We start from the raw sequence: 25,805 nt of genomic DNA, 5'->3' as shown, positions 1-25,805 counted from the left end.
GCGTTTTGCTTGGCAAAACAAGCCTCAATTCGCTATACGGCGAACAGGGTGGGCTGCCGCAGACTGTGTCCCAGTTAGGCGGCGCTGATTCGGTGCAAGCGCTAAATCTCCAGTGGATTTTGGGCTTGTGCCGGCGCCGGACAAACAAATTGGTTGTTTTTCTGGAATTTTAGGCCAGCCGCCGGCCGATACGGCCGGGCCGGGCACACGGAGGAGATTGACGGGACATGCGGAGCGCGTCGGGAGGTCCCCGCGTCTTGTTGAGACGGCTCCGCGAAACCATGGCGGAACAGGTCTCGGCCCAGGAGCGGCTGGACAAGATCGTGGTGCTGATCGCCGCCAACATGGTGGCCGAGGTGTGCTCGGTCTATGTGCTGCGCATCGACAACACGCTGGAGCTCTACGCCACCGAAGGCCTCAACCGCGAGGCCGTGCATCACACCGTGCTGAGCGCCCATGAGGGCCTGGTCGGCCTCGTCGCCAGCGAGGCGACGCCGCTCAACCTGAGCGATGCGCAAACCCACCCGGCCTTCTCGTTCCGCCCGGAGACCGGCGAAGAAATCTACCACTCCTTCCTCGGCGTGCCGATCCTGCGGGCCGGCAACACGCTTGGCGTGCTGGTGGTGCAGAACCGCGCCAAGCGCAACTATGTCGAGGAGGAGCTCGAGGCGCTGCAGACCACCGCGATGGTGCTGGCCGAGCTGATCGCCTCGGGCGAGCTGTCCGCGCTGGCCCAGCCGGGGCTGGAGCCTGCCGCGCGCCATTCCGCGCAGAAGGTCGGCGCGATCCTCTCGGAGGGCATCGCGCTCGGCCATGTCGTGCTGCACGAGCCGCGCGTCGTCATCAAGGACTACATCGCCGAGGACCTGCCCAAGGAAGTCAAGCGGCTCGACACCGCGCTGGCCAAGCTCCGCGCCGATCTCGACCGCATGCTGGAGCGCGGCGACGTCGCCGAGGGCGGCGAGCATCGCGAGGTGCTGGAAGCCTATCGCATGTTCGCCAACGACCAGGGCTGGTCGCACAAGCTGCACGAGGCGGTCGCCACCGGCCTCACAGCGGAAGCCGCCGTCGAGCGCGTGCAATCCGACACCCGCGCGCGCATGCTGCGCTCGACCGACCCCTATTTGCGCGACCGGCTGCACGATCTCGAGGATCTCGGCTACCGCCTGATGCGGCAGCTGGTCGGCCAGGACCACGCGCCCTCGCGCGAGCAGCTGCCCGACAACGCCATCGTCATCGCCCGCGCGATGGGCCCGGCGGCGCTGCTCGACTACGACCGCAAGCGCCTGCGCGGCATCGTGCTGGAGGAAGGCACTGCCAACTCCCACGTCTCGATCGTGGCGCGCGCGCTCGGCATCCCCGCGGTCGGTGAGGTGCCGAACGCGCCCGGCATTGCCGATCCCGGCGATGCCATCATCGTCGACGGCACCTCCGGTTCGATCTATGTGCGCCCCTCGCAGGAAGTCGAGGCGGCCTTCGCCGAGCGCGTGCGCTTCCGCGCCCGCCGCCAGGCGCAATATCTGGCGCTGCGCGACCTGCCCTGCGTCACCAGGGACGGCCAGAAGGTCGAGCTGATGATCAACGCGGGTCTTGCCATCGACCTGCCGCATATCGAGGACACCGGCAGCGCCGGCATCGGCCTGTTTCGCACCGAGCTGCAATTCATGGTCGGCCAGAGCCTGCCGCGCACCAGCGACCAGCTGGCGCTGTATCGCACCGTGCTGGATGCGGCCGGCACCAAGCCCGTCACCTTCCGCACCCTCGACATCGGCGGCGACAAGGCGCTGCCCTATATGGAAGCCGTGATCGAGGAAAATCCCGCGCTCGGCTGGCGCGCGATCCGGCTCGGGCTCGATCGTCCCGGCCTGCTGCGCGGCCAGATCCGCGCGCTGCTGCGCGCCGGTGGCGGCCGCGCGCTGCGCATCATGTTCCCGATGATCTCGGAAGTCGCCGAATTCGATTCGGCGAAGGCGCTGGTCGAACGCGAGCTCACTTATCTGCGCCAGCACGGCCACACGCTGCCGGAGCGTATCGACATCGGCACCATGGTCGAGGTCCCCGCTTTGCTCTATCAGCTCGACGAGCTCTTGAAGAAGGTCGACTTCATCTCGGTCGGTTCCAACGATCTGTTCCAGTTCCTGTTCGCGGTCGACCGCGGCAATGCCAAGGTCTCCGAGCGCTTCGACACCATGTCGGCGCCGATCCTGCGCGCGCTGCGCGAGATCGCACGCAAGTCACAGGCGGCGAAGAAGTCGCTCTCGCTCTGCGGCGAGATGGCGTCCAAGCCACTTGGCGCGCTGGCGCTGATTGCGCTGGGCTACCGCTCGTTGTCGCTTTCGGCAACCGCGCTCGGTCCGGTGAAGGCCATGGTCATCGATCTCGATGCAAAGAAGGCCGAAGCCGTGCTCGGTCCGCTCCTCGACGCGCCGGCGGGCAGCGTCTCGATCCGGCAGAAACTGACGGAATTCGCCGAGGCCGAAGGCCTGGCGTTGTAGCGGGCCTGTCGCCGCTCCCTGCCGCCTCGCCTCCTTCCGCCATTTGAGACTGAACCGATGTCGTCACTCCCCGAAGCCAAACTGGACGTGCTCCTTGCACATCATGCCTCTCTCGAGGCCGAATCGTTGGGACAGCTCGCCTCCGAGCGCTACGTGCAGATCACGCGCGAGCTCGCCGAGATCACCCCGCTGATCGAAGCGGTGAAGGCATATCGGTCTGCCGTCAAAGAACTCGCCGACACCGAGGCGCTGATCGCCGATCCCGCGACCGATGCCGAGATGCGCGGCATGGCGGAAGCCGAGCGCGACGAGCTCGCGCCGAAAATCGAGGAGCTGGTCCAGAAGATTCGCGTTGCGCTGCTGCCCAAGGACGCCATGGACGACCGCAACGTGGTGCTGGAAATCCGCGCCGGCACCGGCGGCGACGAGGCTTCGCTGTTTGCCGGCGACCTGTTCCGGATGTACGAGCGCTTCGCTGCCTTGCAGGGCTGGAAGGTCGAGGTGATCTCGGCCAGCGAAGGCACCGTCGGCGGCTACAAGGAAATCATCGCGGAGGTGCAGGGCCGCGGCGCGTTCTCCAAGCTGAAGTTCGAGTCCGGCGTGCATCGCGTGCAGCGCGTGCCGGACACCGAGACGCAGGGGCGCATCCACACTTCGGCCGCGACGGTGGCCGTGCTGCCGGAGGTCGAGGACGTCGACGTCGACATCAAGAACGACGATTTGCGCATCGAGACCATGCGCGCGCAAGGCGCCGGCGGCCAGCACGTCAACAAGACCGAATCGGCGATCCGCATCACCCACATCCCGACCGGCATCGTGGTGATGATGCAGGACAGCCGCTCGCAGCACAAGAATCGCGCCTCCGCCATGAACATCCTGCGCTCGCGCATCTACGACGCCGAACGCCAGCGCGTCGATGCGGCACGGTCGGCCGAGCGCAAGGAGAAGGTCGGCTCAGGCGACCGCTCCGAGCGCATCCGCACCTACAATTTTCCGCAAGGCCGCGTCACCGACCACCGCATCAACCTGACGCTCTACAAGCTGCCGCAGGTGATCGCGGGCGAAGCGCTCGGCGAGTTGACCGACGCGCTGACCACCGAACACCAGGCCGCGCAGCTCGCCGCACAAGGCGCGGCAGCCTGATCCCTGCTCAGCGCACCTTTGCCAGGAACGATCGCAGGATCTTGCCCAATGCGGGTGCAGCGGCGCTCAGCTCGTCCAGGTGAATGCGCGAAAGCGAGCGAAGCTTCTGCTCGCCCTTGGCCGTCAGCTTGACCAGGACGCGCCTTGCATCCTCGGGATCGGCCTCCCGGCCGATCAGCTTCAACTTCGCCATGCGGTCCACCAGCTCCACCGCCGTATGGTGCCGGATCAGGAGGAAGCCGGCGATGTCGCCGACGCTGGCGCCGTTGGGGTCGGCCAGTCCCTTGATCGCCAGCAGCGCCTGGTGCTGCTGCGGCGTCAATCCGGCGTTCTGGGCCGCCGCTTCGCTGAAGGCGAGGAAGGTGCGCAGCTGGTAGCGGAATTGGGCGAGCGCGGCGTAGTCGGCCTCGCGCATCGCGCCGCCCCTCGAGGGCGCAGCACGCGCCGTGCGTCCAGTCTTCCGCTTCGAGTCAGCCATTCCGTGCCTTTCGACCTCCGCCCGCCAGCGGAGCGGGCGCTGCCGAGACTAGCAAGGAAGGCGGGGCGGAACCACCGATGGGCCTCGCAGATGCACAAATATAGCGGGCTTTGCAGCCCTCCTATTCGAAGTTGGAGAGCAGGATCTTCACCAGGATGACCTGAAACGCGATCGGAATACGAACGCTCTTCCGCCTGATCGAGCGCTGGAGCGCACTGGCGATCTCGGCGCTGGTCAAGGCGCCTTCGGATGCATTCGTGATCAACTCGCCCCACATCTGCGACAGCGAGCCGCCGGGCGGGATCACCGGCTTGATGGTCACGCCGCAGCCCTGCGCCCAGTCCACGATCTCCCGCATGGTGTGAGGACCGCAATTGCGCGTCGTCGCAAGCCGCTCCGCCGTCAGTGCGAGCAGCAGCTCGCGCGAGGGCGACCAGGTCCCCTTCGGCGGCTGCTCGCCGGTGAGCTCGACCGCGAGCTCCTTCAGGACATTCTGGGCCCGCACGCTCAGTCTCTGCATCGGCACCGGCGTGCGCTTGGCCTGAACGGAGCCGATGGCCGGCCCCCGCTGCCCGGCGGACCGGCCGCGCGACTCCGGCATGCGCGAGGCATCGCCGGACTGCGGCGATGCGCGCTGGTCGCTTCCCTCCCCGGCAGGCCACGCCGCCTCCTGCCGCTCCGCCTCTTGCGGCCAGGACCGTCGCTTCCGGGTACCCGCTACTGTCGTCTGCCGCGGCATCTCTCTCGCCGAACCCGCCAATCTCGTACTCACAAAGACTAATATATATCGTGATCCGATATGTTTTCACGCGATAATTCTCGTCGTTCGACCAAAGGCGAAATTGACAGATGGTGCTCACGAGCAATGTTTAGGTCCAGGAGCTACACGCGGATGTGACGCGCCCGGTGCAGGCAGGCCTTTCGAGGCCGGTTGCCGCCGGACAGGTCGTGTTTTGCCTGCAAACAAGAACGATATCCGGAGGAAACGATCATGACCGACCATCTCATTCGCCGTGGCCTCTCGCGCCGCGGCCTGCTCCAGACCACGGCAGGCCTCATCGGCGGCTCGGTGCTGCCTGCGATGCCGGCCTTCGCCGAGGACAAGCCGGCCGTCGGCTCCTATCCCGCGGGCGTTTCGGGCTCCACCGCCTTCATCGGCATCTCGGTGCCGCGCACCGGCACCTATGCCGTGCAGGGCGAGGACGAGCTCAAGGGCTATCAGCTCGCGATCGAGCACATCAACAGCGGTCACGACCTGATCAAGAAGATCTCGCCGAAGACCAGCAAGGGCGTGCTCGGCAAGGAGCTTAAATTCGGCGTCGCGGATTCCGCGGCCAAGCCGAACGAGGCGGTGCAGGCGCAGCAGCGCTTCATCAGCGAGAACAAGGCGATCATGATCACCGGCGGCACCTCGAGCGCCGTTGCGGTCGCGCTGAACAAGCTCGCCCAGCGCGAGAAGGTGATCTTCGTCTGCGGCATCTCCGGCTCGAACGACACCACCGGCAAGGACTGCGTCCGCTACGGCTTCCGCCAGAATTTCTTCGGCCAGACCGCCGCGGCGGCGATCGGCCCCGTCATGGTCAAGGAGTTCGGCAAGGGCAAGAAGGCTGCGTATCTCACGCCTGATTACACCTACGGTCACACCGTCACCAAGTCGATGCAGGACTTCCTCGCGACCGCCGGCTGGACCACCGTCACCAACCAGGTCGCGCCGCTCGGCGCGCCCGACTATTCGTCGTATCTGCTGAACGTCGCGAATTCCGGCGCCGACGTGCTGATCAACGTCAACTGGGGCCACGACGCGGTGCTGTCGACCCAGCAGGCCAAGCAGTTCGGCGTGCTCGACAAGATGAAGCTGGTCGTCCCCTACCAGGTGCCCTTCATCGCGCGCGAGACCGGCGGGCTGATGCAGGGCGTCTACGCCGCGACCGACTATTGGTGGACGCTCGAGGACAAGTTTCCGCTCGCCAAGATGTTCAACGAGGCCTTCGAGAAGAAGTACGGCTACAAGCCGGAATGGGGCGCGGAGAACGCCTATGTCAGCTTCGCGCACTGGGCCCGCATGTGCGAGCAGGCCGGCAGCTTCAACCCGCCCGACGTGATCAAGGCCTATGAGAAGGGCGAGACGCTGCCGTCCCTGGTCGGCGACGTGCATTACCGCCCCGAGGACCATCAGTGCGTCCGCCCCGTGATCATCGTCAAGGGCAAGCAGCAGAAGGACATGAAGACCAAGGAAGACTGGTACGATGTGGTCGAGATCGTGCCCGGCGAAGGCTTGATGCAGAAGCCGGGCGCCTTTGGCTGCCATCCCGGCGACTACAGCTGAGCTCGCGCTAACCCCCTGTGACGCCGTAGGTCGCTTCCGGCTCCTGCGGCGTCACCCTTTTTTGCGCACCGCCGGAACGCGCCACAACCGTGACCATTGCATGATTAGTTGGCCCAACCTCGTCTCGCAGCTCTTCAACGGGCTCGCGCTCGGCGCGCTGCTCGCGCTGATCAGCTCCGGCCTGACCATTATCTACGGCACGCTCGGCGTGCTCAACCTCGCGCATGGCGCGATGTTCATGATCGGCGGCTATGCCGGCTTCGTCGCCTACCAGTACACCGAATCGTTCATCCTCGCGGTGATCGCCGGCTCGCTGTTCGTGATGCTGCTGGGCGTTGCGATGGAACGCGTCATCATTCGCCATTTCTATCATCGGCCGCACGAGGACCAGTTGCTCGTGACCTTCGGGCTCGGCATCTGCTTCGTCGAGATCATCCGGCTGATCTTCTCCAGCCAGTCGCAGCTGGTGCCGCCGCCGGCGATATTCCAGGGCATCACCAATCTCGGCTTCATGTTCTATCCGACCTACCGCCTCGCGGTGGTCGGCATCGTCGCGATCGCACTCGGCGCGCTGTTCATCATCCTCTACCGGACCCGTCTCGGCATGATCGTGCGGGCCGGCATCGAGGATTCCGTGATGGTGGATTCGCTCGGCATCAATGTCTACCGGGTCTTCATGGTGGTGTTCGGCATCGGCGCGATGGCCGCCGGCTTTGCCGGCATCGTCAACGCGCCGGTGGTGTCGCTGACGCCGGGCATCGGTGACGACATCCTGGTCCAGACCTTCGTGGTGGTGGTGATCGGCGGCGTCGGCTCGTTCCCAGGCGCGATCCTGGGCGGCCTGATCGCCGGCGAGATCATCAGCGTCACCTCCATGTTCAACCCCGGCTACGCCTATGTGATGCTGTTTGCGGCGATGACGCTCGTGCTCGTGGTGCGACCGCATGGCCTGCTCGGCGTCCAGGGCCGCGAGTGAGTGATCGCCTGATGCTCAAGCAACGCCCCTTCCTGATCGAGGCACTGACGGCCATCGGCCTGATCGCGGCTCCCTTCGTGCTGCCCCATCTCGGCTTCGCACCCAACACCGTGAACCGGATCCTGGTCTGGGGCCTGTTCGGCCTCGGCTTCGACATCCTGTTCGGCTTCACGGGCCTGTTGTCGTTCGGCCAGTCCGCCTTCTACGGCACCGGCGGCTTCGTCGCCGCCTACCTCCTGACCCGCGCCGGCTTCGGCAACGTGCTGGGCGCGCTGATCATCGGCATGATCGCGGCGGCCGCGACCGGCTATCTGATCGGCCTGATCGCGCTCCGCCGCACCGGCATCTACTTCGCCATGATCACCGTGGCGATCGCAGAGGTGTTCTTCTTTGTCGAGTTCAATCCGCTCTCCGACTTCACCGGCGGCGAGAACGGCCTGCCGGGCGTGCCAACGCCGAGCTTCAATCTCGGCTTCACCACCGTCCACTTCACCAATGGCTGGTCGCTCTACCAGTTCATCGCGCTGTGCTATTTCATCGGCGTCATCATCGCGCTGAGGATCGTGCGCTCGCCGGTCGGCGCCGTCCTCAGCGCAATCCGCGACAATCCGCTGCGCGCCACCGCGGTCGGCCACAACATCCACGGCTACAAATTGACTGCTTTCGTGATCGCAGCCGCCTACGCCGGTTTCGCCGGCGGCCTGCTCGGCGTGCTCCAGGCCTTCATGCCGCCGGACGCCTTCACTTTCGACACGTCCGGCCAGCTGGTGATGCAGACCGCCATTGGCGGCCGAGGCACGCTGTTCGGGCCGCTGGTCGGCGCGACCGTCTGGCTCTTCCTCCAGGATTTCCTCCAGTCCGCGCTGGGCCTGGGCGCCGCCTGGAAGCTGGTGCTCGGCGTCGTGTTCGTGCTGCTGGTCTGCTTCCTGCGCGGCGGTATCATCGGCGGTCTTGCGGACCTTTATCGCCTTCTCTCCGGCAGGCGTAAGCGGAGCGATATGGAGGCCGAGCCGGACACTGAGACGACACTGCACCTTGCGCCCGCGCCGATGCAGGCCAAGGAGGTCGCGCACCCCGCCTATTCCGGGCCGATCCTGAAAGCCACCGGTCTCACCAAGCGCTATGGCGGCCTCGTCGCCAACAGCGACATCGATTTCAGCGTCAATCAAGGCGAGCTGCGCGGCATCATCGGCCCCAACGGCGCCGGCAAGTCGACCTTCTTCAAGATGCTGACCTGCGAGATCGCGCCGACATCGGGCCAGATCGTGTTCGAGGGACGCGACATCACGGGATTGAAGGTCACCGAGGTGTGCCAGCTCGGGCTCACCAAGAGCTACCAGGTCAACCAGCTCTTCACCGGGCTGACGGTACGGCAGAACCTGACGATCGCCGCGCTCGCCGAGCTGCGCGGCAAGTTCCGCCTCGATCTCTTCCGCAAGCTCTCCAGCGTCAAGGGCCTGGCGGAGCAGGTGGAGCATACGCTCGCTTTGGTCAATCTGACCCGCCGCGCCGACACGCCGGTCGCCGAACTCGCTTATGGCGAGAAGCGCAGGCTCGAGATCGGGCTCGCGCTGGCGACCTCGCCGCGCCTGCTGCTGCTCGACGAGCCGCTCGCGGGCATGAGCCCGCGCGAGCGGGTCGAGACCGTCAAGCTGCTCAAATCGATCGCGCGCGGCCGCACCATGATCATCATCGACCACGACATGGATTCGCTGTTCGAGCTGGTCGAGCGCGTGACGGTGCTTCAGGAGGGCAAGGTGCTGCTCGACGGCACGCCGGAGGAAATCAGGACCAACGCCGCGGTGCAGGAGGCCTATCTCGGCGGCGTGCACGGGGAGATCGCCGCATGAGCCTGATCGAGGTCAACGGCCTGAACAGCTATTACGGGGATTCCCACATCCTGTTCGACGTCGCCATGCACGTCGAACGTCACGAGGTGGTGGCGCTGCTCGGCCGCAACGGCGCCGGCAAGAGCACGACGCTGAAGAGCCTGATGGGCGTCGTGACGCCGCGCAGCGGCAGCGTGAGGTTCGACGGCATCGATATCGCCGGACGCAGGAGCCACAGGATCGCGCAGGCGGGCATGCAGCTCGTGCACGAGGAGCGCCGTATCTTCGGCAGCCTGTCGGTGGAGGAGAACATCACCCTTGCCGGGATCACCGCGCCGAAACGCTGGCCGCTCGACCGCGTCTACGAGATGTTTCCGCGGCTGAAGGAGCGACGGAGCAACCGCGGCACCGAGCTCTCCGGCGGCGAGCAGCAGATGCTCGCGATCGCGCGGGCGCTGGTGCGCGATCCCAAGATCGTGCTGCTGGACGAGCCGTTCGAGGGGCTCGCGCCCGTCATCGTCCACGATCTCGTCAAGGCCTGCCGCGAGCTGGCGGCGGCCGGCCAGACCATCGTGCTGGTCGAGCAGAATTTGGCGGCGACGCTGGCGCTGGCAAGCCGGATCTACATCGTCAACAACGGCCACATCGTGCACGAGGGTCCGGCGCAGGAGCTCAAGGCCCAGCCGGAGCTGCTGCAGCGCTATCTCGGCGTCTAGCCACCCGCCGATCTCGGCTGTCAGGCTCAGCCGCCAAGCGCCGCGATCATCCGCTTGGCGTGATCGGCGAGCACGGCCATATCTTCCTTGCGCGTCTGCGCCGGCAAGAGATCGACGCCGGCCCTGACAGGCATGACGTGCATGTGCAGGTGAAGCACCACCTGCCCGCTGGCCGGCTCGCTGAACTGCTGGAGGATGATACCCTCCGCGTCAAACGCCTTCATCGCCGCAATCGCGATTCGCTTGGCCGTCCGGGCGACGGCGGCCAGATCGTCCTCCGCGATATCCAGGATGCCGCGCGCCAGCGCCCGCGGAATCACCAGCGTGTGTCCGGGCGCGCGCGGCATGATGTCGAGGAAGGCCAGACTGCGGTCGTCCCTGAAAACCTCGAAGCAGGGAATCTCGCCGCGCAGGATCTTTGCGAAGACGTTCTGATCGTCATAGGCCGTCATGGACCCCTCCACGCTTGCGAGGCGCGATCAAACGCGCTCCTTTCCGTTGACGCAAGCGAGCCGGCCGATCTATCCACGATGGCAGGCAGGATGGCTCCATTGGCGACAAATATCGATCCCGGACATAATGTCGAGAGTGCGCGGCGCGCGCTCGGGGCACGGCTGCAAGCGGCCGGCATCGAGCAGGCGGCCCTCGATGCGCGCCTGCTCGTCGGGGCCGCGTTGGAGCTCGATCTGACCGGTATGGTGACGCAGGCATCGCGACAACTCACGCCTGAGGAGACCACGCGGCTCGAACGATACGCGCAACGCCGGCTCGCGCATGAGCCGGTCGCCCGCATTCTCGGCGTGCGAGACTTCTGGGGCATGCCGTTGCGGTTGTCGGAGGCGACGCTGGTACCGCGGCCGGACACCGAGACCGTCGTCGAACTGGCGCTCGAGATCTTCTGGGGGCTGTCGATATCGGGGCGGCGCCCGCGAATCGCTGATATCGGCGTCGGATCGGGCGCCATCCTTCTCGCATTGCTGCGGGAGATTCCCGACGCGTTTGGCGTCGGCACCGATGTCAGCCCGACGGCGCTCGATACGGCGCGCGACAATGCGGCCGCCCTCGGCCTCGTTGATCGCGCCGGCTTCGTCGCCTGCTCCTATCTGACGGCGCTGCGCGGGCCATTTGACCTCATCGTCTCGAACCCGCCCTATATTCCCTCCGCCGAAATTCCGAAACTGAGCATCGAGGTGCGCGAGCACGATCCGCATCTAGCGCTCGACGGCGGCAATGACGGATACGACGCCTATCGCGCCCTGATCCCGCAGGCCGCCGAGCGTCTCGCCCCCGGCGGAGCGCTGATCGTCGAGGCCGGACAGGGGCAGGCCAGAAATATTGAAACCTTGATGATAGCAGGCGCGTTAACGGTGGACAGGCCACCCAACTCCGACCTGGCGGGCATTCTGCGGGCCGTTTCGGCCCGAAAAATGCCCCCATAAAAGCCGGATTGGCTTGCAAAAAGCTCTTGGAATATCCCTTGGGAACGACTACGTTCCGATCAACACATCGGTGCCGGCCCCGTAGACCTACGGGCGAAAGCCGGGCTCTCGGGCGAGAGCTTTACTGATAAAGGTTCCAAGCCGCAGGTCCTGTGAAGCGCGATAGCCATTGGAGCTGCGCTGCTCTCCGACCGCAAAGTGAACGAAAGCCTGATATTGCGCTTGAAGACTTACGCAACACAGCTGGGCTTGTTTCGGCAGGCAAAATGAATGGGTTCGCTGGCGATCAGTGCTGGCGGGTGGGGAACGCGTCCTTGTTTGAACGCGACGGTCGACGAACATCGGCAGGGTTCGATCCGCTCTTGGGCGCGGTGCGCGCGAGCGATGTGAACCGCTGTCCAGGTCACTCCTAGCAATCAAGTAATGCGTGCAACGTTTAGGGCTGGAATTAAAGGCAGGACATGAGAAACGGTCAGAACAAGCAGCGGATGCGCAACCGCAACAATAACAATAACAACAACAACCGGCGCAGCCAGAACCCGATGACCCGGGTCTACGAGTCCAACGGACCCGACATCAAGATCCGCGGCACCGCCTCGCACATCGCTGAAAAGTATCTCCAGCTCGCGCGCGACGCGCGCTCTTCCGGCGACCCCGTTGCAGCCGAGAACTACTACCAGCACGCCGAGCATTATTTCCGTCTGATCGCCGCGGCCCAGGAACAGTTCCGCCAGAATCAGCAGCCGCGCGGCGACGAGCCGATCAGCAGCGACGACGGCGACGACGACGGCGAGAATTTCTCGAATTTCGGCCAGGAGCCGGGCTTCGTCCCGCAGCCGCAACAGCAGCAGCCCTTCGCGCGCGACCGCGACGGCCAGCGCGATCATCACCAGCGTGACCATCAGCAGCGCGAAAACCAGCCCTATCAGCGCGATCAGCAGCAACCGCGCGAGCACCGCGAGCGCGACCATCGCCCGCAGCCGCAATATCAGCCCCAGCCGCAACCGCAGAATCAGCCGCAGCCCGTCGTCACCGACACCGGCAGCGTCGATCGCCTGCCCTCCTTCATCACCGGTGCGCAGCCGCAGGTGAACGGCGGCGCGAATGGCGGCGAGGGCGGTGCCGGCGGTGGCGAACGCTTCCCGCGCCGGCGGCGCCGGCCGCATGGCCCGCGCCCCGAGCGCGAAGCAGCTCCGGCCGCGTCCGGCGATGATCTCGCGCCCAGCGAGTAAGTGAGCTTCTTCTAATCGACTGATCTGGAATCGTCCCGGCCTCGCCGGGACGATTTTGTTTTTGACGACCATCGGTCGCGGCAACGCTTGTGACCTAGCCGCGCGTCACCGTCGTCGAGGATGGCACCAGCACGGGCTTCGCGAGCGAGGGAATGAGCCGCGCCCGCTCGCGCTTGGCGGGGATCGCGCGGTAGACCTGCTTGGTCGCCTCCACGATATGGACGCCGGCAAAGGGCAGCGACAGTGCCGCACCGGCGCGCTCCCACATCTGCGCCGATTTCAGCACCCAGCCGCCGGCATAGGGCGGCATGAACAGCGCCTCTCCCCAGGCGGTCGGCGTGAACCAGGTCTGGCGCAGCAGGTCGGTGATCTGCGAGCGCGAATAGGGCCGGCCGTGACCGAACGGCGTGCTGTCGGTGCGGGTCCACACCCCGCGCCGGTTCGGGATCACCGCGATCACGCGCCCGGACGGCGACAGTACCCGCCAGACCTCGCGCAGCAGCGCGGCCGGATCGTCCGACATCTCCAGCGCGTGAACCAGCAGGATGCGGTCGACCGCGGCGTCGGGAAGCGGCAGCGAGAATTCGTCGACCAGAGAGGCCAGCGCCGGCCGTCCCGTCGGCCATTTCAGGACGCCCTGGGCCGCCGGCATGAAGGCGAGGCAGCGCTCGGCGTCTTCGCGGAACAATCCCAGATAGGGGGTGGGATAGCCGAGGCCGAGCACGCGGTGGCCCTCCGCCCTCGGCCAGCGTTCCCTGATGCCGCGATTGATCATTTGCCGCGCCACGATCCCGAGGCGGCGGGAATAGAACTCGCGGAGGTCGACGACGTCGATGGTCATGACGGCAATGTAACATGCGCAAGACCGCCGCCGCGCGCGGAATATTGCATTGCCTGCGCAACGTTAACGCCATATTTGTCTGGCGGGGCTGAGCCCGATGGAGATGACATGGCCGCCGAAATTCGTACTTTCAGCTGTTTAAACGACAATTTCGGCTATCTGATCCACGATGTGGAAACCAAGGCGACGGCATCGATCGACGCGCCCGAGGCCGGCCCCATCCTGGCAGCGCTGGAGCGCGAGGGCTGGCAGCTCACCGACATCCTGATCACCCATCATCACGGCGATCATGTCGGCGGGGTCGCCGAACTCAAGCAGAAATACAACTGCCGCGTCGTCGCGCCGCACGACAAGACCACGAAAATTGCGGACGTCGATCTGCGTGTTGCCAATGCCGACGTGATCAAGATCGGCAATTTGCTGGCGCGCGTCCTGGAGACGCCCGGCCACACGCTCGACCACATCTCCTACGTGTTCGACACCGAGAAGACGGTGTTCGCCGCCGACACGCTGTTCTCGATCGGCTGCGGCCGGGTGTTCGAGGGCACCTATCCGATGATGTGGGATTCGCTTCTGAAGCTGCGTGCCCTGCCCGACGACTTCAAGCTCTATTGCGGCCACGAATACACGGCCTCCAACGTCAAGTTCGCGCTCACCGTCGATCCCGACAATGCGGCGCTCCAGGCGCGCGCGGCGGAGGTGACGAGGCTCCGGGCCGAGAACAAGCCGACCATTCCCACGCTGCTTGGCGACGAGAAGCGGGCCAACGTGTTCCTGCGCGCCGATGAGCCACAGGTCGCGGCAAGGCTGCACATGAAGGGCGCGGATGCCGCCGCAGTCTTCGGCGAGCTGCGCGAGCGCAAAAACAAGTCCTGAAGTACAAGTCCTGCAGAAGAAAGTCCTGACTGGATCGATGCCGACTGCAGCCGAGATCATCGCGCGCCTCGAACTCCGTCCGCATCCCGAGGGCGGCCACTATCGCGAGACGTTTCGCGACCAGACCACGGACGCCAACGGGCGTTCGCGCTCGACCCTGATCTACTTCCTGCTGGCACGCGGCGAGCGTTCGCACTGGCATCGCGTCGATGCGGTCGAGACATGGCACTATTACGCCGGCAGTCCCTTGATGCTGCGCATCGCCCACGACGGCTGCTCGCAGCACCAGGTGCGGCTCGGCACTGACCTTGCGAATGGAGACCGGCCGCAGGCGATCGTGCCGGCACAGGCCTGGCAATCGGCGGAGACGACGGGCGAGTGGACGCTGGTCGGCTGCACCGTGGCCCCGGCATTCGAATTCGCAGGCTTCGAGCTCGCACCACAGGGCTGGGAGCCGTAGTCCCGCACCGTCATTCCGGATTCGCCCGGAATGACGATCACCGCTTCCGTAGCACCATATCCTTCGCGGCAATCAAACCGCCGCCGGCAATCAGGATCGCAGCAATCGCGATGTTGGCGCTGGCCTTGGCGAAACCGGCGGCGATGAGGAAGCCGGTCGAGAGCAGCGGCGTCGCGTAGGAGGCAGCGCCGAGCACGCGGATGTCACCGCGCTTCATGCCGATGTCCCAGGCGTAGAACGCGGCACCGACGGGACCGATGCCGAGCGCAATCACCGAGAGCCATTGCAGCGTGGTCTCCGGCCAGACGGTGGTCTCGAGCAGGCCATGCATCAGCGCGGCAAGCACGGCGGTGGCCAGACAGAATCCGGCGACCGCATCGGTCGGAACGGCCTTGAGCCGGCGCGACAGCACCGAATAGGCCGCCCAGACGAACGCGGCGATGAAGGCCGCAGCCAATCCCGGCACCTGCCCCGCCACGAAGCCGGAGGTGTTGCCGGCGAACAGCAGCACGGTGCCGACAAGGCCGAGCATCGCGCCGACGATGTGATGGAGGGCGAGCCGCTCGCCCGGCAGGAAGGACGAGAACAGCACGATCAGCAGCGGCCACAGATAATTCAGCAGGCCGGCTTCGGCCGGCGGCGCAAAGCGCAGCGCGAGAAAATACAGCGCGTGATAGCCGAACAGGCCGCCGACGCCGACAGCCCAGACGACCAGCGGCTGACGCAGGCTCTTCGCCGCCTCGCCGCGGCCGATCCAGGTGAGCAGGCCGACCAGGCCGCCGATCGCGAAGGTCATCGCGGCGAGCTGGAACGCCGGGATCGTTCCGGTCGCCACCGTCATCACCGACAGCAGCGACCACATCAGGATCGCGGTCAATCCGATCAGCGTGGCTGTGCGCGGGGTCATTGACGAAGGCTCTGAGGACAACGATGCCCGGCACGAGGCCGGGCATTGTCGTCTTCACTAACGCCTTGTCGCGCCTGAAGCTACAGGCTTTTGACCTGAAGGCTTGGCGCCATATCAGGCCTGATACTGGCCGCCATTGATGGTCATCGTCGAGCCCGTGATGAAACCGGCTTCGTCGGCCGCCAGGAACACCACCGCCCGCGCGATCTCCTCGGGCTCGCCGAGCCGGCTGACCGGGATCTGCGGGATCACGTTCTTCTCCAGGACGTCCTTCGGCACCGCCTGCACCATTTCGGTGTTGATGTAGCCGGGGCAGATCGCATTGACGGTGATGCCGCCCTTGGCATTCTCCAGCGCGAGCGCCTTGGTGAAGCCGATGTCGCCGGCCTTCGCCGCGGAATAATTGACCTGACCGAACTGCCCCTTCTGGCCGTTGATCGACGAGATCGAGATGATGCGGCCGAACTTGCGCGAACGCATGCCCTCGATGACCTGGCGCGTCATGTTGAAGAGCGAGCCGAGATTGGTGTTGATGACCGCGTTCCACTGCTCCAGCGTCATCTTGTGGAAGGCGGTGTCGCGGGTGATGCCGGCATTGTTGACGAGCACCTCGATCGGTCCGAGTTCGGCCTCGACCTTCTTCACGCCCTCGGCGCAGGCATCGAAACTGCTGACGTCCCATTTGTAGACGGCGATGCCGGTCTCGGCCTTGAACTTCTCCGCCGCCGTATCGTTGCCGGCATAGCTCGCCGCAACCTTGTATCCCGCCGCCTTCAGTGCCTTGCTGATCGCAGCACCGATGCCCCGCGTACCACCCGTGACCAATGCAACACGTGCCATGTCGTATTCCTTCCCTTGGACTCTTCGGACGTTTCTGAAGCGATTGTTTTTTAACGTTGGATTATGCGGTTGGTTTGACGGACATCAAGAACAAAACGCCCGGCGTTGAGCCGGGCGTTTGTATTTAGTCGAGGCCTGCAAGATTGCGAAGAATATTTGATTTGCAACCGCTGCCTTTTTAGTCGCGTGCAACGCACGCATTGACGTGTGCAGCGCACGCGCAAACTGCGCGTAAGCTACGTGTCAGCCATCTTCAGTCGCGCGCGATGCACATCGCGATGCCCATGCCGCCGCCGATGCACAGCGTGGCGAGGCCCTTCTTCGAATCGCGCTTCTGCATCTCGTGTAGCAGCGTCACCAGGACGCGTGCGCCGGACGCGCCGACCGGATGACCGATCGCGATCGCGCCGCCGTTGACATTGACCTTGGAGGTATCCCAGCCGAGATCCTTGTTGACGGCGCAGGCTTGCGCCGCGAAGGCCTCGTTGGCCTCGATCAGGTCGAGATCGCCGACATTCCAGCCGGCCTTCTTCAGCGCGGCGCGCGAGGCCGGGATGGGGCCGGAGCCCATGATCTTCGGATCGACGCCGGCCTGCGCCCAGGACACGATCCGGGCGAGCGGCTTCTTGCCTTCCTTGGCGGCCTGCTTGGCGGTCATCAGCACCACGGCGGCGGCGCCGTCATTGATGCCGGATGCCGAGCCCGCGGTGACCGTGCCGTCCTTCTCGAAGGCGGGCTTGAGCTTGGCCATGCCGTCGAGCGTGGCGCCATGACGCGGATATTCGTCGGCGCTGACGACGATGTCGCCCTTGCGGGTCTTGATGGTGACGGGAACGATCTCGTCGGTGAACTTGCCGGCCTTCTGCGCCGCTTCGGCCTTCTGCTGCGAGGCGACCGCGAACTCGTCCTGCTGGGCGCGGGTGATCTGCCACTGCCGTGCGACGTTCTCGGCGGTGTTGCCCATGTGGTAGCCGTTGAAGGCATCCCACAGGCCGTCCTTGATCATGGTGTCGACGAACTCGACAGGACCCATCTTGACGCCGCCACGCAGATACTGGGCGTGCGGGGCCATGCTCATGGATTCCTGGCCGCCGGCGACCACGATCTCGGAATCGCCGTTGAGCAGCGCCTGGTAACCGAGTGCGACCGTGCGCAGGCCCGAACCGCAAAGCTGGTTGACGCCCCAGGCCGGGCTCTCCACCGGAATACCGGCGGCGATCGAGGCCTGACGGGCCGGGTTCTGGCCCTGGGCGGCGGTCAGGATCTGACCCATGATGACTTCCGAGACCCGACCGGGCTCGATGCCACCGCGCTCCAGCGCGGCCTTAATGGCAATGGCGCCGAGATCGTGGGCGGGAAGTGTCGCGAACGCTCCGTTGAAGCTTCCGACCGGGGTGCGGGCGGCGCTGACGATGACGACATCGTCTGACATGGGCATCTCCTGAGGCTTGAGGTTTCTTGAAAGGGGCAGGCGGGGCTTTGAGAAAACGGCTCGCCAGTCTCGTCAGCCATCCTGTTAACGTCGTTGAGGCATGTCAATCGGCCGGCGACCGAATTCATACCGCAGCGCATTCAAAATAGCGTTCTTGGCGCTTTCGCAAGCAAGATTTTGCTCTGCGATTAACCGTGCCGCACAAAACGGTAGCGTGAGCCCTTTGAAAATGCTTATTTTGTTGCGTTGCGTACTCTTCCCGCCCTGCGGCATAGCCCGCTCGGTTCCCGTTCTCCGCGCTTGCAAGTGAGAGCCCATGGCGAAATCAGACCAACCCACGACCATCAAGAAATACGCGAACCGCCGGCTCTATAACACCGGAACGAGTACCTATGTGACGCTGGAAGACCTCGCCGCGATGGTCAAGGATGGCGAAGATTTCCTGGTCTATGACGCCAAGACCGGCGACGACATCACCCGCTCCGTGCTCGCCCAGATCATCTTCGAGCAGGAGAACAAGGCCGGCCAGAACCTGCTCCCGACCACCTTCCTGCGCCAGCTCATCCGCTTCTACGGCGACAGCATGCAGATGGTGGTGCCGAAATATCTGGAGCAGTCGATTGCGACCCTGACCCAGGAGCAAGAGAAGTTCCGCAAGCAGATCGCCAACACCCTGTCCGGCACTCCTTTTGCTCCTCTGGAAGAACAAGTCCGCCGGAACATGGAGCTGTTCCAGCAGACCTTCTCGATGTTCAAGCCGTTTGCTCCCAATGCGGGCCGTCCGGCGGCCGCCGCCGAGCCGGAGTCCGACGCGAACGCCGAGACGCCGAAGGACAGCAACATCGACGATTTGCGCCAGCAGATGAAGGACATGCAGGAGCGCCTCGAGCGCATGTCGAAGAAGGACGAGTAGGACCTTTCGCGTCGACCAGCGCGTCCGCCCGCGGCGGGCGCGCGATTGGCAATTTCGCGCGCGCCTACCATTTCTTCCTCACCGGCTTTAACCCAGTCATCCTCGCGCAACGGCGAAGCCGTTGTCGCTGGAGGCCTCCGCTCCGGCGCCTCAGGATGACGGGTTGACACGCACGGAGCGCGCGATGCCCGACCGCACCATGCATTGGGACAACGTCTACGCCACCAAGGGCGAGGCCGAGGTCAGCTGGTTTCAGGATAGCCCGACGATCTCGCGCGACATGATCCGCGCTGCCAATCCGGATCGCGACGCGGCGATCATCGATATCGGCGGGGGCGCTTCGCGGCTGGTCGATGCTCTTCTTCAAGACGGATATCGCGATCTCACCGTGCTGGACCTCTCCGCCAACGCGCTCGACGCGGCGAAGACGCGAATCGGTCGGGCCTCTTCCGCGGTCGACTGGATCGTCGCCGACGCCACGGCTTGGCGGCCGGCCAGGACTTACGATGTGTGGCACGACCGCGCGGCGTTTCACTTCCTGACCGACCCGCACGACAGGGACGCCTATGTCCAGCGCCTGCGATCCGCGATTGCGCCTGGCGGCCAGATCATCATCGCGACCTTTGCGCCCGACGGTCCGGAGAAATGCAGCGGCTTGCCGGTGCAACGCCATGACAGCGCCAGCCTTGCTGCGGAGCTCGGGCCGGATTTCGAGCTGGTCGAGACGCGCCGCGAGACGCATCATACGCCTTGGGGCTCGACGCAGGCGTTTCAGTTCAGCCGGTTTCGAAAGCGCAACTAAGATCAGCTGTCATGCCCCGCGAAGGCGAGGCATCCAGTACGCCGAGGCCCATCGGTTCAATCACTGCCGTCTCTGGAATACTGGATGACAGCGGAGTAAATGGCAGCTACGCCGCCAGCTTCACCGCATGCGCGAAGTCCCAATAGAGCTTGCGCGCACGGGTGTAGAACGGGCCCGGCTTCAGCTCACGCTCGTCGATGCGGATCACCGGGGCGACCTTGGCGAAATTGCCGGTGGAGAAGATCTCGTCGGCAGCCAGGAAGTCGGCATAGCGCAGCGTCTTCTCGACCACGGTGACGCCGTCGCCGCGAAGCAGGGTGATGACGCGCTGGCGCGTGATGCCGTTGAGGAAGGTGCCGTTCGGCACCGGCGTATAGACCACGCCGTCCTTGGCCATGAACACGTTGGAATTGCCGAACTCGGCGACGTTGCCGAGCATGTCGAGCATCAACGCGTTCTGGAAGCCGCGCGAGGCGGCTTCCGCGAGCGCACGCGAATTGTTCGGGTAGAGGCAGGCCGCCTTGGCCTCGACCGGGGCGCATTCGGCGGTCGGCCTGCGGAATGGCGACAGGGTGATGGCGTTGCCGACGGGTTTGGGCATCGGCGCCTCGTAGATGCACAGGCACCAATTGGTGGTCTCGGGGTCGAACAGCACGCCGCCGCCCGAGCCGTTCTGCGCCCAATACATCGGACGGACGTAGAGCTCTGCATTGGCCGCAAAGCGGGCAATGCCTTCGGTTGCGAGCGTGAGCCAGGTGCCGGTATCGACTACCGGCTTCAGGCCAAAATTGATCGCGGATTGATTGGCGCGGGCGACGTGACGATCGAGATCGGGCGCAACACCCTCGAACGCGCGTGCACCGTCGAACACGATCGAGCCGAGCCAGGCCGCATGCGTGCGCGGGCCCATGATCGGCACATTGCCGTCGTGCCATTTACCCTCGAAGAAGGTCCAGCTCGGCGAATATTCGATCGGCTTCCTGATCTCGGCCATATCAGGCCTCCCCTTGGCGTGCTGCCGCAATATAGCGCCACTATTGGACGCAACATCTAAATGATTCCCTGCGCGGAATTGGTGGGTTACCCTCTCCTGCCAGGGGAAAAAGGAAGCAGCATGTCGCTCGATCCGCTCGCAAAGCGCCTGTTGACCATGATGGCTGCGGCTGGGCCGCGGGCGAGGGGCCGGCCGAGCGTGGAGGCGCGGCGGCAATCGCTGGCGAAGCTGATGCAGTACGCGCGCACCGATGCGCCGGAGGTGACGGTGCGCGACGGTATGATGCCCGGCCGCGCCAGCGAACTGCCCTATCGGCTCTACACGCCTGCAAATGCCGATCAGCGTGCGCCGGGCTTCGTGTTCTTCCATGGCGGCGGCATGGTCGCGGGCGGCATTGCCACGCATGATCGCATCGCGGCGGCGCTGGCGCATGCCACCGGCTGCCGCCTCGTCTCGGTCGACTACCGGCTCGCACCGGAGCACAAATTCCCTGCCGCCGTCGATGACGCGATTGCCGCCACCGAATGGGTCGCGCGCGAGGCCGAGTCGCTCGGCATCGATGCGGACCGTCTGGTGGTCGGCGGCGATTCCGCGGGTGCAACGCTCGCTGCGATCGTGTGCCAGGAGGCAGCGCAGACCGCCGGCCTCGCCATCGCCGCTCAATGCCTGATTTGCCCGGTGCTGGATTTCGAGGAAACCTCGCCCTCACGAGAGGCCTTTGCCGAGGGCCATCTGATCGACCGCGTCACGATCGAGGCCGATCTCTCCGACTATCTGCCTGACGGTATCGACACCGCCGATCCCCGCGTTTCTCCCTTGCGGGCAACACGGCTCACGGGTCTGCCGACCGCGATCATCCACACGGCCGAGTACGATCCGATGCGCGATGAAGGCAATGCCTATGCCCGCAAGCTGCTCGCCGCGGGCGTCGCCGTCGAGCATGTCTGCCACGACGGCATGGTTCACAATTTCCACGCCATGGGCGCGATCCTGCCGCAGGCGCAGCTGGTGCTGTCGCAGATCGGCGAGCAGGTGCGACGAGCGGTTGCGAGGTAAGAGCGCGTATCAGGCGCGCGCATCGATAACGGCCCTCGCTGCCACAACATAGTCAGGCCAATGCGCGTCCGCATAACGTTCGGCCTGCCGGGCGCAGGTGACGTCGGGCGCATGCGCCGCGGCGATCAGGCGCGCAAAGCGTTCTTCGGCAACCGTCGCGTCATCGCGCACTGGCGCGGGTGCGGCCGCGACAGCGGTCGGAGCGACGGCGAGCCCCGCCATTCCGGCGAGCAGGATGCGGCGTGACGTGGTCATGGCTGTCGTCCTCCATTGCCCGGCCTGCACTCTGGCCGGCGAAGCGTATCGGTGCAATCACGACAGGGTAGCCGCGCACATCGATGCCGTCCATCGTTTGCGGATAGCGCTTGACCACGGGAGCGATCACGTTCCATCTAGCACACGATTTCGCCACACAGTCCCCGCGCGTCGGATTGTCACGTGCCCAGTCACTGCCTATCGCATCGTCCGGCTCTGCGCACTGTCGCAATGGGACTGGCCTGTCTGGCGATTTCGACCAGCGCCGCCTTCTCCGCCGAAGCCGAGGAGGGCGCACCGGCAAAGCCGGCGGTCCCGAACATCTATCTCGATCTGCGCACGACCTACGCGACGATTCCGGCGGGCGCGCTCGGGCTCGGCTTCGGCAACACGTCACTGTCGGCCGCGCTCGAGGCTTTGGCGGTGCGCAGAGGCGCAGCGCTGTCGAACGGCTTGCCGGCCGCGAAATCGATTGCCGTCGACCTGCCGCTGACCGTCGACGTCAGCGACCGCGTCTCGCTCTATGGCGGCGTGTCGGGCTCGACGACCGACATCGGCGGCTGGTCGACGTTCGACGTCACAAGCTGGAACATTGGCGTGCAGGCCGACATCTATCGGCAGAATGGCGGCTCGATCCCGACCATCACGTTGCAATCGACCTTGACGCAATCGGTGCCGAACGATCAGGGCATGACGAACTCGTTCAACAACATCCTGGAATTCGACTACGCGCTCGACGAGGACGAGACGCGCGGCTGGCTGGCCGGCGTGCAGTACACCACCACCACCATCGCCAGTCCGTTCGCCAGCATCCGGCCCAACACGATCCTCTATGCCGGCGGCTATTACCAATGGCCGAGCAACTGGAAGTTCACCGGGCGCCTCGGCATGCAGTCGTTCGGCGGGGCGCAGCTCGCGGGCCGGACGCTGGCGGAGTCTTTCACGCAGCCGATCCTGCGGCTCGACCTCGATCGCATGGACGACAACGACAACCGCCTGTTCGGCATCACCGCGCAGATCGCCTGGATGCCGAAGCCGTCCTACCAGGTGACGTTGCGAACGCCGCTCTATGCGGTCCGCAACTGACTGGGATCATGGTGGATAGGTGGTAAACCGGATCTCCCGAGACCAGCCTGTCTCGTGCAAGGACCGTGGCCGATCGCATCCGCAAACGTGTGATGAGCGCGCAAATCGTCGCCGGCGAAATTCAGTTCGGCCTCACCGTGAGCGTCGGGATCGCCGAGGCCGCCGTCAGCATGTCCGGCATCGACGCGCTGATGGGCGCGGCCGATCATGCGCTCTACCAGGCCAAGGCCGAGGGCCGCAACCGCTGCATCGCCTTCGCGCCCCCGCCGCCTGAAAGCAAGGCGGCGGAGTGATCGAAGGACGCGGCTTTTAGTCCGGCACCGGCACGTCGAACGTGTTGAGCGTGACCGAGACCATGCAATAGATGCCGACGAGATAGGACAGCTCGGCCGCGCCGTGCTCGCCGAACTCTTTCACGGCGGCGCGCCAGGTCAATTCCGGCAGCACGCCGCCACTGACCAGCGCGGACGCCACGTCATACGCGATAGCCTCCTGCCTGGTGAGATCCACCGGCCGCTGACCGGCGACGATGGTCGCGAGCTTTTCGTCAGACAGGCCGCGCTGCTCGGCGACCAGCACATGGGCATAGAGCTCGTAACCGGAGCGGAAGTGCGAGCCGGTGACGAGGATGGCGACCTCGCGCACCGGGGCCGGCAGCAGCGGGTTCGACGCGATCGCCTTGACCAGCTCCCACACCGGCTTGCCGAAGCGCGGCTCGCGGACCCAGGGATTCCAGGGCCCGAGCAGCGCCCCGTCGTCGCGCATGTTCACGAAGCCCTTGAAGTGGTCCTTGATGCCGGCTCGCATGTCGTCATAGAGCGGCTTCTGTTCGTCGGTCAGATCCTTCGGATCGAGAATGGGAAGGCGCACGGTGGAGATCTCCTCGTTGAGAATACGAGGCTTGCCCGCAGGTGCGCGCAACGCAAGTGAAGTTGCCGTGACATCGCACGCCAGGCGGGCGTTCCGACAAATTCGATTATGTCGCCTCGGGGCCTCGTGCGCTCTGGGGATTTGCGAAATCGTCGACGGCGAGCGTCAGCGGCTCACCTGTCGCGAGAAACGACGACAAATTGGCCTCGAACGGCGTCGGATCGAGCCCGCGCGCCTTCAGCCAAGCGGGCTCGTAATAGGTCTGCCGATAGCGCTCGCCGGAATCGCAGATCAGCGTCACCAGCGATCCCGTCGCGTTCGACTGGCGCATCTCCGAGGCAAGCCGGCACAGCGCCAGGAAATTTGTGCCGGTGGAGCCGCCCACCGGGCGGCGCAGCCGGCGCGACAACACGTTCATCGCCGCGATCGTGGCCGCATCCGGGATCTTCATCATGCGGTCGACCAGGCCAGGCACGAAGGAGGGCTCGCAGCGCGGACGGCCGACGCCCTCGATCAGTGACGGGCGGTCGCACACACGAGACCGGTCCTGCGAGCGGAAGCAATCGAAGAAGGCGGAATGCTCGACATCGGCAACGCAGAGCCGCGTCGGATATTGGCGATAGCGCAGATAGCGTCCGATGGTGGCCGAGGTGCCGCCGGTGCCCGCGCCCATCACGATCCAGTCCGGCAACGGCCGCGGCTCGCCGTGCAATTGCGTGAAGATCGATTCAGCGATGTTGTTGTTGCCGCGCCAGTCCGTCGCGCGCTCGGCGAAGGTGAACTGGTCCATGTAATGGCCGCTCAGGCGCGCGGCGAGCGCGGCGGCCTCCGCATACAGCGCGCGGCCGTCGTCGATCAGATGGCAATTGCCGCCATAATGCTCGATCGCGGCGATCTTCTCCGCCGAGGTCGTGCGCGGCATCACGGCGTAGAAGGGCACGCCGATCATCTGCGCGAAATAGGCCTCCGACACCGCGGTCGACCCGGACGAGGCCTCGACGACGGGCGTGCCTTCACGGATGTGGCCGTTGCAGAGCGCGTAGAGGAACAGCGAGCGCGCGAGGCGATGCTTCAGGCTGCCGGTCGGATGGGTCGACTCATCCTTCAGATAGATGTCGATGCCTGATAGCGCCGGCACGATCAGCCGGATCAGATGCGTGTCCGCTGTGCGGCACTGGTCGGCCTCGATCGCGGCCACGGCCTCGTCGACCCAGCCGCGCCGATAGGCCGGTCCGGCCGGATTGTGCGGGCGGAAGGGAAATGTCTGCATCGAGCGAATCTCTCACGACACGCATTGCGCATCAAGGGCGCGCTCAAAATTCCAACGGCGCGTTGTCGACGACTTCCTTCATCACGAAGAAGGTGCGGGTCTGGCGCACGCCGGGCAGCGCGATGAGCTGCTCGCCATGGATGCGGTTGAAATCCTCCATGTCGCCGACGCGGATCTTCAGGAAATAGTCGAAGTCGCCAGCGACGAGGTGGCAGTCGAGCACGAATTTGAGCTTGGCGATCGCCTGCTCGAAGATCGCAAAGCTCTCCGGCGTCGAGCGGTCGAGCACGACGCCGACCATCACCAGCGTGCCCTTCGCCACCTTCTTCGGCGCGACCATGGCGCGCACAGCGGCGATGAAGCCGTCCTCGAGCAGGCGCTGGGTGCGGCGGTGGCAGGTGGCGGGGCTGATTGCGACCGTTTCGGCCAGCTCGGCATTGCTCAGCCGACCGTTGTTTTGGAGCAATCTCAATATCTTAAGGTCGGTGCGATCGAGCCGCGCAGCCATGAAAGAAGCTTTCATAAACAGGTAATCTTCTGGAAGGATTATTAGCGCTTGCCACTATTTC

Annotated in this window: 27 protein-coding genes; 15 read left to right on the top strand and 12 right to left on the bottom strand. The window is 65.2% G+C overall.

Annotation, left to right across the window (positions count from 1 at the left end):
• Positions 1-227 precede the first annotated feature (227 nt).
• Positions 228-2,495 carry a phosphoenolpyruvate--protein phosphotransferase gene (gene ptsP / locus XH81_RS10275; RefSeq protein WP_028141900.1) on the top strand — a complete coding sequence of 756 codons (2,268 nt, stop codon included), beginning with the start codon at positions 228-230 and terminating at the stop codon, positions 2,493-2,495.
• 57 nt (positions 2,496-2,552) lie between these two features.
• Complete coding sequence (gene prfA, locus XH81_RS10270; protein WP_028141901.1) at positions 2,553-3,638, top strand: peptide chain release factor 1; 1,086 nt, start codon at positions 2,553-2,555, stop codon at positions 3,636-3,638.
• A gap of 7 nt (positions 3,639-3,645) precedes the next feature.
• Here prfA and XH81_RS10265 read toward each other — a convergent pair whose 3' ends face one another.
• Both XH81_RS10265 and XH81_RS10260 read right to left on the bottom strand, forming a co-directional pair.
• Positions 3,646-4,116 (bottom strand): MarR family winged helix-turn-helix transcriptional regulator, encoded by a 471-nt coding sequence (locus tag XH81_RS10265; RefSeq protein ID WP_028141902.1) that lies wholly within the window; start codon positions 4,114-4,116, stop codon positions 3,646-3,648.
• A gap of 121 nt (positions 4,117-4,237) precedes the next feature.
• Positions 4,238-4,717 carry a hypothetical protein gene (locus tag XH81_RS10260; RefSeq protein WP_049801891.1) on the bottom strand — a complete coding sequence of 160 codons (480 nt, stop codon included), beginning with the start codon at positions 4,715-4,717 and terminating at the stop codon, positions 4,238-4,240.
• A 390-nt stretch (positions 4,718-5,107) separates the two neighbouring features.
• On the opposite strand from XH81_RS10260, the gene XH81_RS10255 reads away from it, so the two are divergent.
• From XH81_RS10255 to XH81_RS10240, 4 genes are all read left to right on the top strand, one after another.
• The gene (locus tag XH81_RS10255) at positions 5,108-6,442 is read left to right on the top strand and encodes a substrate-binding protein (protein WP_028141904.1); all 1,335 of its coding nucleotides are present in this window, start codon (positions 5,108-5,110) and stop codon (positions 6,440-6,442) included.
• A 100-nt stretch (positions 6,443-6,542) separates the two neighbouring features.
• Positions 6,543-7,418 (top strand): branched-chain amino acid ABC transporter permease, encoded by an 876-nt coding sequence (locus tag XH81_RS10250; RefSeq protein ID WP_026202378.1) that lies wholly within the window; start codon positions 6,543-6,545, stop codon positions 7,416-7,418.
• An 11-nt stretch (positions 7,419-7,429) separates the two neighbouring features.
• A complete protein-coding gene (locus tag XH81_RS10245) occupies positions 7,430-9,268 on the top strand; it encodes a branched-chain amino acid ABC transporter ATP-binding protein/permease (RefSeq protein WP_028141905.1) in 1,839 nt (612 codons plus the stop codon).
• A complete protein-coding gene (locus XH81_RS10240; RefSeq protein WP_028141906.1) occupies positions 9,265-9,963 on the top strand; it encodes an ABC transporter ATP-binding protein in 699 nt (232 codons plus the stop codon). The genes XH81_RS10245 and XH81_RS10240 overlap by 4 nt, the downstream gene beginning before the upstream one ends.
• A 26-nt stretch (positions 9,964-9,989) precedes the next feature.
• Here XH81_RS10240 and XH81_RS10235 read toward each other — a convergent pair whose 3' ends face one another.
• Positions 9,990-10,415, bottom strand: coding sequence for an HIT domain-containing protein (locus tag XH81_RS10235; RefSeq protein WP_028141907.1), 426 nt, complete (start codon positions 10,413-10,415; stop codon positions 9,990-9,992).
• A gap of 90 nt (positions 10,416-10,505) precedes the next feature.
• Between XH81_RS10235 and prmC the strand changes: the two genes are divergently transcribed.
• Complete coding sequence (gene prmC / locus XH81_RS10230; protein ID WP_271596164.1) at positions 10,506-11,402, top strand: peptide chain release factor N(5)-glutamine methyltransferase; 897 nt, start codon at positions 10,506-10,508, stop codon at positions 11,400-11,402.
• Positions 11,403-11,863: 461 nt separating this feature from the next.
• Positions 11,864-12,634, top strand: a complete 771-nt coding sequence (locus XH81_RS10225; protein WP_271596163.1) for a DUF4167 domain-containing protein — start codon at positions 11,864-11,866, stop codon at positions 12,632-12,634.
• 94 nt (positions 12,635-12,728) lie between these two features.
• Here XH81_RS10225 and XH81_RS10220 read toward each other — a convergent pair whose 3' ends face one another.
• On the bottom strand, positions 12,729-13,475 hold the full coding sequence (locus tag XH81_RS10220; RefSeq protein ID WP_028141910.1) for a methyltransferase domain-containing protein: 747 nt from the start codon (positions 13,473-13,475) through the stop codon (positions 12,729-12,731).
• Positions 13,476-13,583: 108 nt separating this feature from the next.
• On the opposite strand from XH81_RS10220, the gene gloB reads away from it, so the two are divergent.
• Both gloB and XH81_RS10210 read left to right on the top strand, forming a co-directional pair.
• On the top strand, positions 13,584-14,351 hold the full coding sequence (gloB, locus tag XH81_RS10215) for a hydroxyacylglutathione hydrolase (protein WP_028141911.1): 768 nt from the start codon (positions 13,584-13,586) through the stop codon (positions 14,349-14,351).
• A gap of 37 nt (positions 14,352-14,388) precedes the next feature.
• Positions 14,389-14,811, top strand: coding sequence for a cupin domain-containing protein (locus tag XH81_RS10210; protein ID WP_018320528.1), 423 nt, complete (start codon positions 14,389-14,391; stop codon positions 14,809-14,811).
• A gap of 37 nt (positions 14,812-14,848) precedes the next feature.
• Here the strand turns inward: XH81_RS10210 and yddG are convergent, their stop codons facing one another.
• From yddG to XH81_RS10195, 3 genes are all read right to left on the bottom strand, one after another.
• Positions 14,849-15,718 carry an aromatic amino acid exporter YddG gene (yddG, locus tag XH81_RS10205; RefSeq protein WP_028141912.1) on the bottom strand — a complete coding sequence of 290 codons (870 nt, stop codon included), beginning with the start codon at positions 15,716-15,718 and terminating at the stop codon, positions 14,849-14,851.
• Between the two features lie 114 nt (positions 15,719-15,832).
• Positions 15,833-16,558: an acetoacetyl-CoA reductase gene (gene phbB, locus XH81_RS10200; protein WP_028141913.1), complete on the bottom strand. Its 726-nt coding sequence runs from the start codon at positions 16,556-16,558 to the stop codon at positions 15,833-15,835.
• Positions 16,559-16,811: 253 nt separating this feature from the next.
• Positions 16,812-17,990, bottom strand: a complete 1,179-nt coding sequence (locus tag XH81_RS10195; RefSeq protein ID WP_028141914.1) for an acetyl-CoA C-acetyltransferase — start codon at positions 17,988-17,990, stop codon at positions 16,812-16,814.
• Positions 17,991-18,306: 316 nt separating this feature from the next.
• Here XH81_RS10195 and phaR point away from each other — a divergent pair, with 316 nt between their 5' ends.
• Together phaR and XH81_RS10185 are read left to right on the top strand one after the other, a co-directional pair.
• Complete coding sequence (gene phaR, locus XH81_RS10190; protein ID WP_038950262.1) at positions 18,307-18,903, top strand: polyhydroxyalkanoate synthesis repressor PhaR; 597 nt, start codon at positions 18,307-18,309, stop codon at positions 18,901-18,903.
• Between the two features lie 184 nt (positions 18,904-19,087).
• Positions 19,088-19,705 carry a class I SAM-dependent methyltransferase gene (locus XH81_RS10185; protein WP_028141916.1) on the top strand — a complete coding sequence of 206 codons (618 nt, stop codon included), beginning with the start codon at positions 19,088-19,090 and terminating at the stop codon, positions 19,703-19,705.
• A gap of 106 nt (positions 19,706-19,811) precedes the next feature.
• Here the strand turns inward: XH81_RS10185 and XH81_RS10180 are convergent, their stop codons facing one another.
• On the bottom strand, positions 19,812-20,699 hold the full coding sequence (locus XH81_RS10180; protein WP_028141917.1) for a branched-chain amino acid aminotransferase: 888 nt from the start codon (positions 20,697-20,699) through the stop codon (positions 19,812-19,814).
• A gap of 120 nt (positions 20,700-20,819) precedes the next feature.
• Between XH81_RS10180 and XH81_RS10175 the strand changes: the two genes are divergently transcribed.
• Positions 20,820-21,755: an alpha/beta hydrolase gene (locus XH81_RS10175; protein WP_028141918.1), complete on the top strand. Its 936-nt coding sequence runs from the start codon at positions 20,820-20,822 to the stop codon at positions 21,753-21,755.
• Positions 21,756-21,764: 9 nt separating this feature from the next.
• Here the strand turns inward: XH81_RS10175 and XH81_RS10170 are convergent, their stop codons facing one another.
• Complete coding sequence (locus XH81_RS10170) at positions 21,765-22,010, bottom strand: hypothetical protein (protein WP_038974719.1); 246 nt, start codon at positions 22,008-22,010, stop codon at positions 21,765-21,767.
• Positions 22,011-22,226: 216 nt separating this feature from the next.
• On the opposite strand from XH81_RS10170, the gene XH81_RS10165 reads away from it, so the two are divergent.
• Both XH81_RS10165 and XH81_RS10160 read left to right on the top strand, forming a co-directional pair.
• Positions 22,227-23,096 (top strand): hypothetical protein, encoded by an 870-nt coding sequence (locus XH81_RS10165; RefSeq protein ID WP_028141920.1) that lies wholly within the window; start codon positions 22,227-22,229, stop codon positions 23,094-23,096.
• Positions 23,097-23,143: 47 nt separating this feature from the next.
• Positions 23,144-23,389, top strand: a complete 246-nt coding sequence (locus XH81_RS10160; RefSeq protein WP_085967929.1) for a diguanylate cyclase — start codon at positions 23,144-23,146, stop codon at positions 23,387-23,389.
• Positions 23,390-23,405: 16 nt separating this feature from the next.
• On the opposite strand, the gene XH81_RS10155 is transcribed toward XH81_RS10160, so the two are convergent.
• From XH81_RS10155 to XH81_RS10145, 3 genes are all read right to left on the bottom strand, one after another.
• Positions 23,406-23,966 carry a carboxymuconolactone decarboxylase family protein gene (locus XH81_RS10155; RefSeq protein WP_028141922.1) on the bottom strand — a complete coding sequence of 187 codons (561 nt, stop codon included), beginning with the start codon at positions 23,964-23,966 and terminating at the stop codon, positions 23,406-23,408.
• 106 nt (positions 23,967-24,072) lie between these two features.
• A complete protein-coding gene (locus XH81_RS10150) occupies positions 24,073-25,236 on the bottom strand; it encodes a PLP-dependent cysteine synthase family protein (RefSeq protein ID WP_271596162.1) in 1,164 nt (387 codons plus the stop codon).
• A 43-nt stretch (positions 25,237-25,279) separates the two neighbouring features.
• A complete protein-coding gene (locus XH81_RS10145; protein WP_028141924.1) occupies positions 25,280-25,744 on the bottom strand; it encodes an Lrp/AsnC family transcriptional regulator in 465 nt (154 codons plus the stop codon).
• Positions 25,745-25,805: the final 61 nt, after the last annotated feature.

This window comes from Bradyrhizobium sp. CCBAU 25360 (assembly GCF_028128695.1).
Classification (GTDB): domain Bacteria; phylum Pseudomonadota; class Alphaproteobacteria; order Rhizobiales; family Xanthobacteraceae; genus Bradyrhizobium; species Bradyrhizobium ottawaense.
The sequence above is the reverse complement of the archived record's forward strand: the minus strand, read 5'-3'. Positions and strand labels throughout refer to the sequence as shown.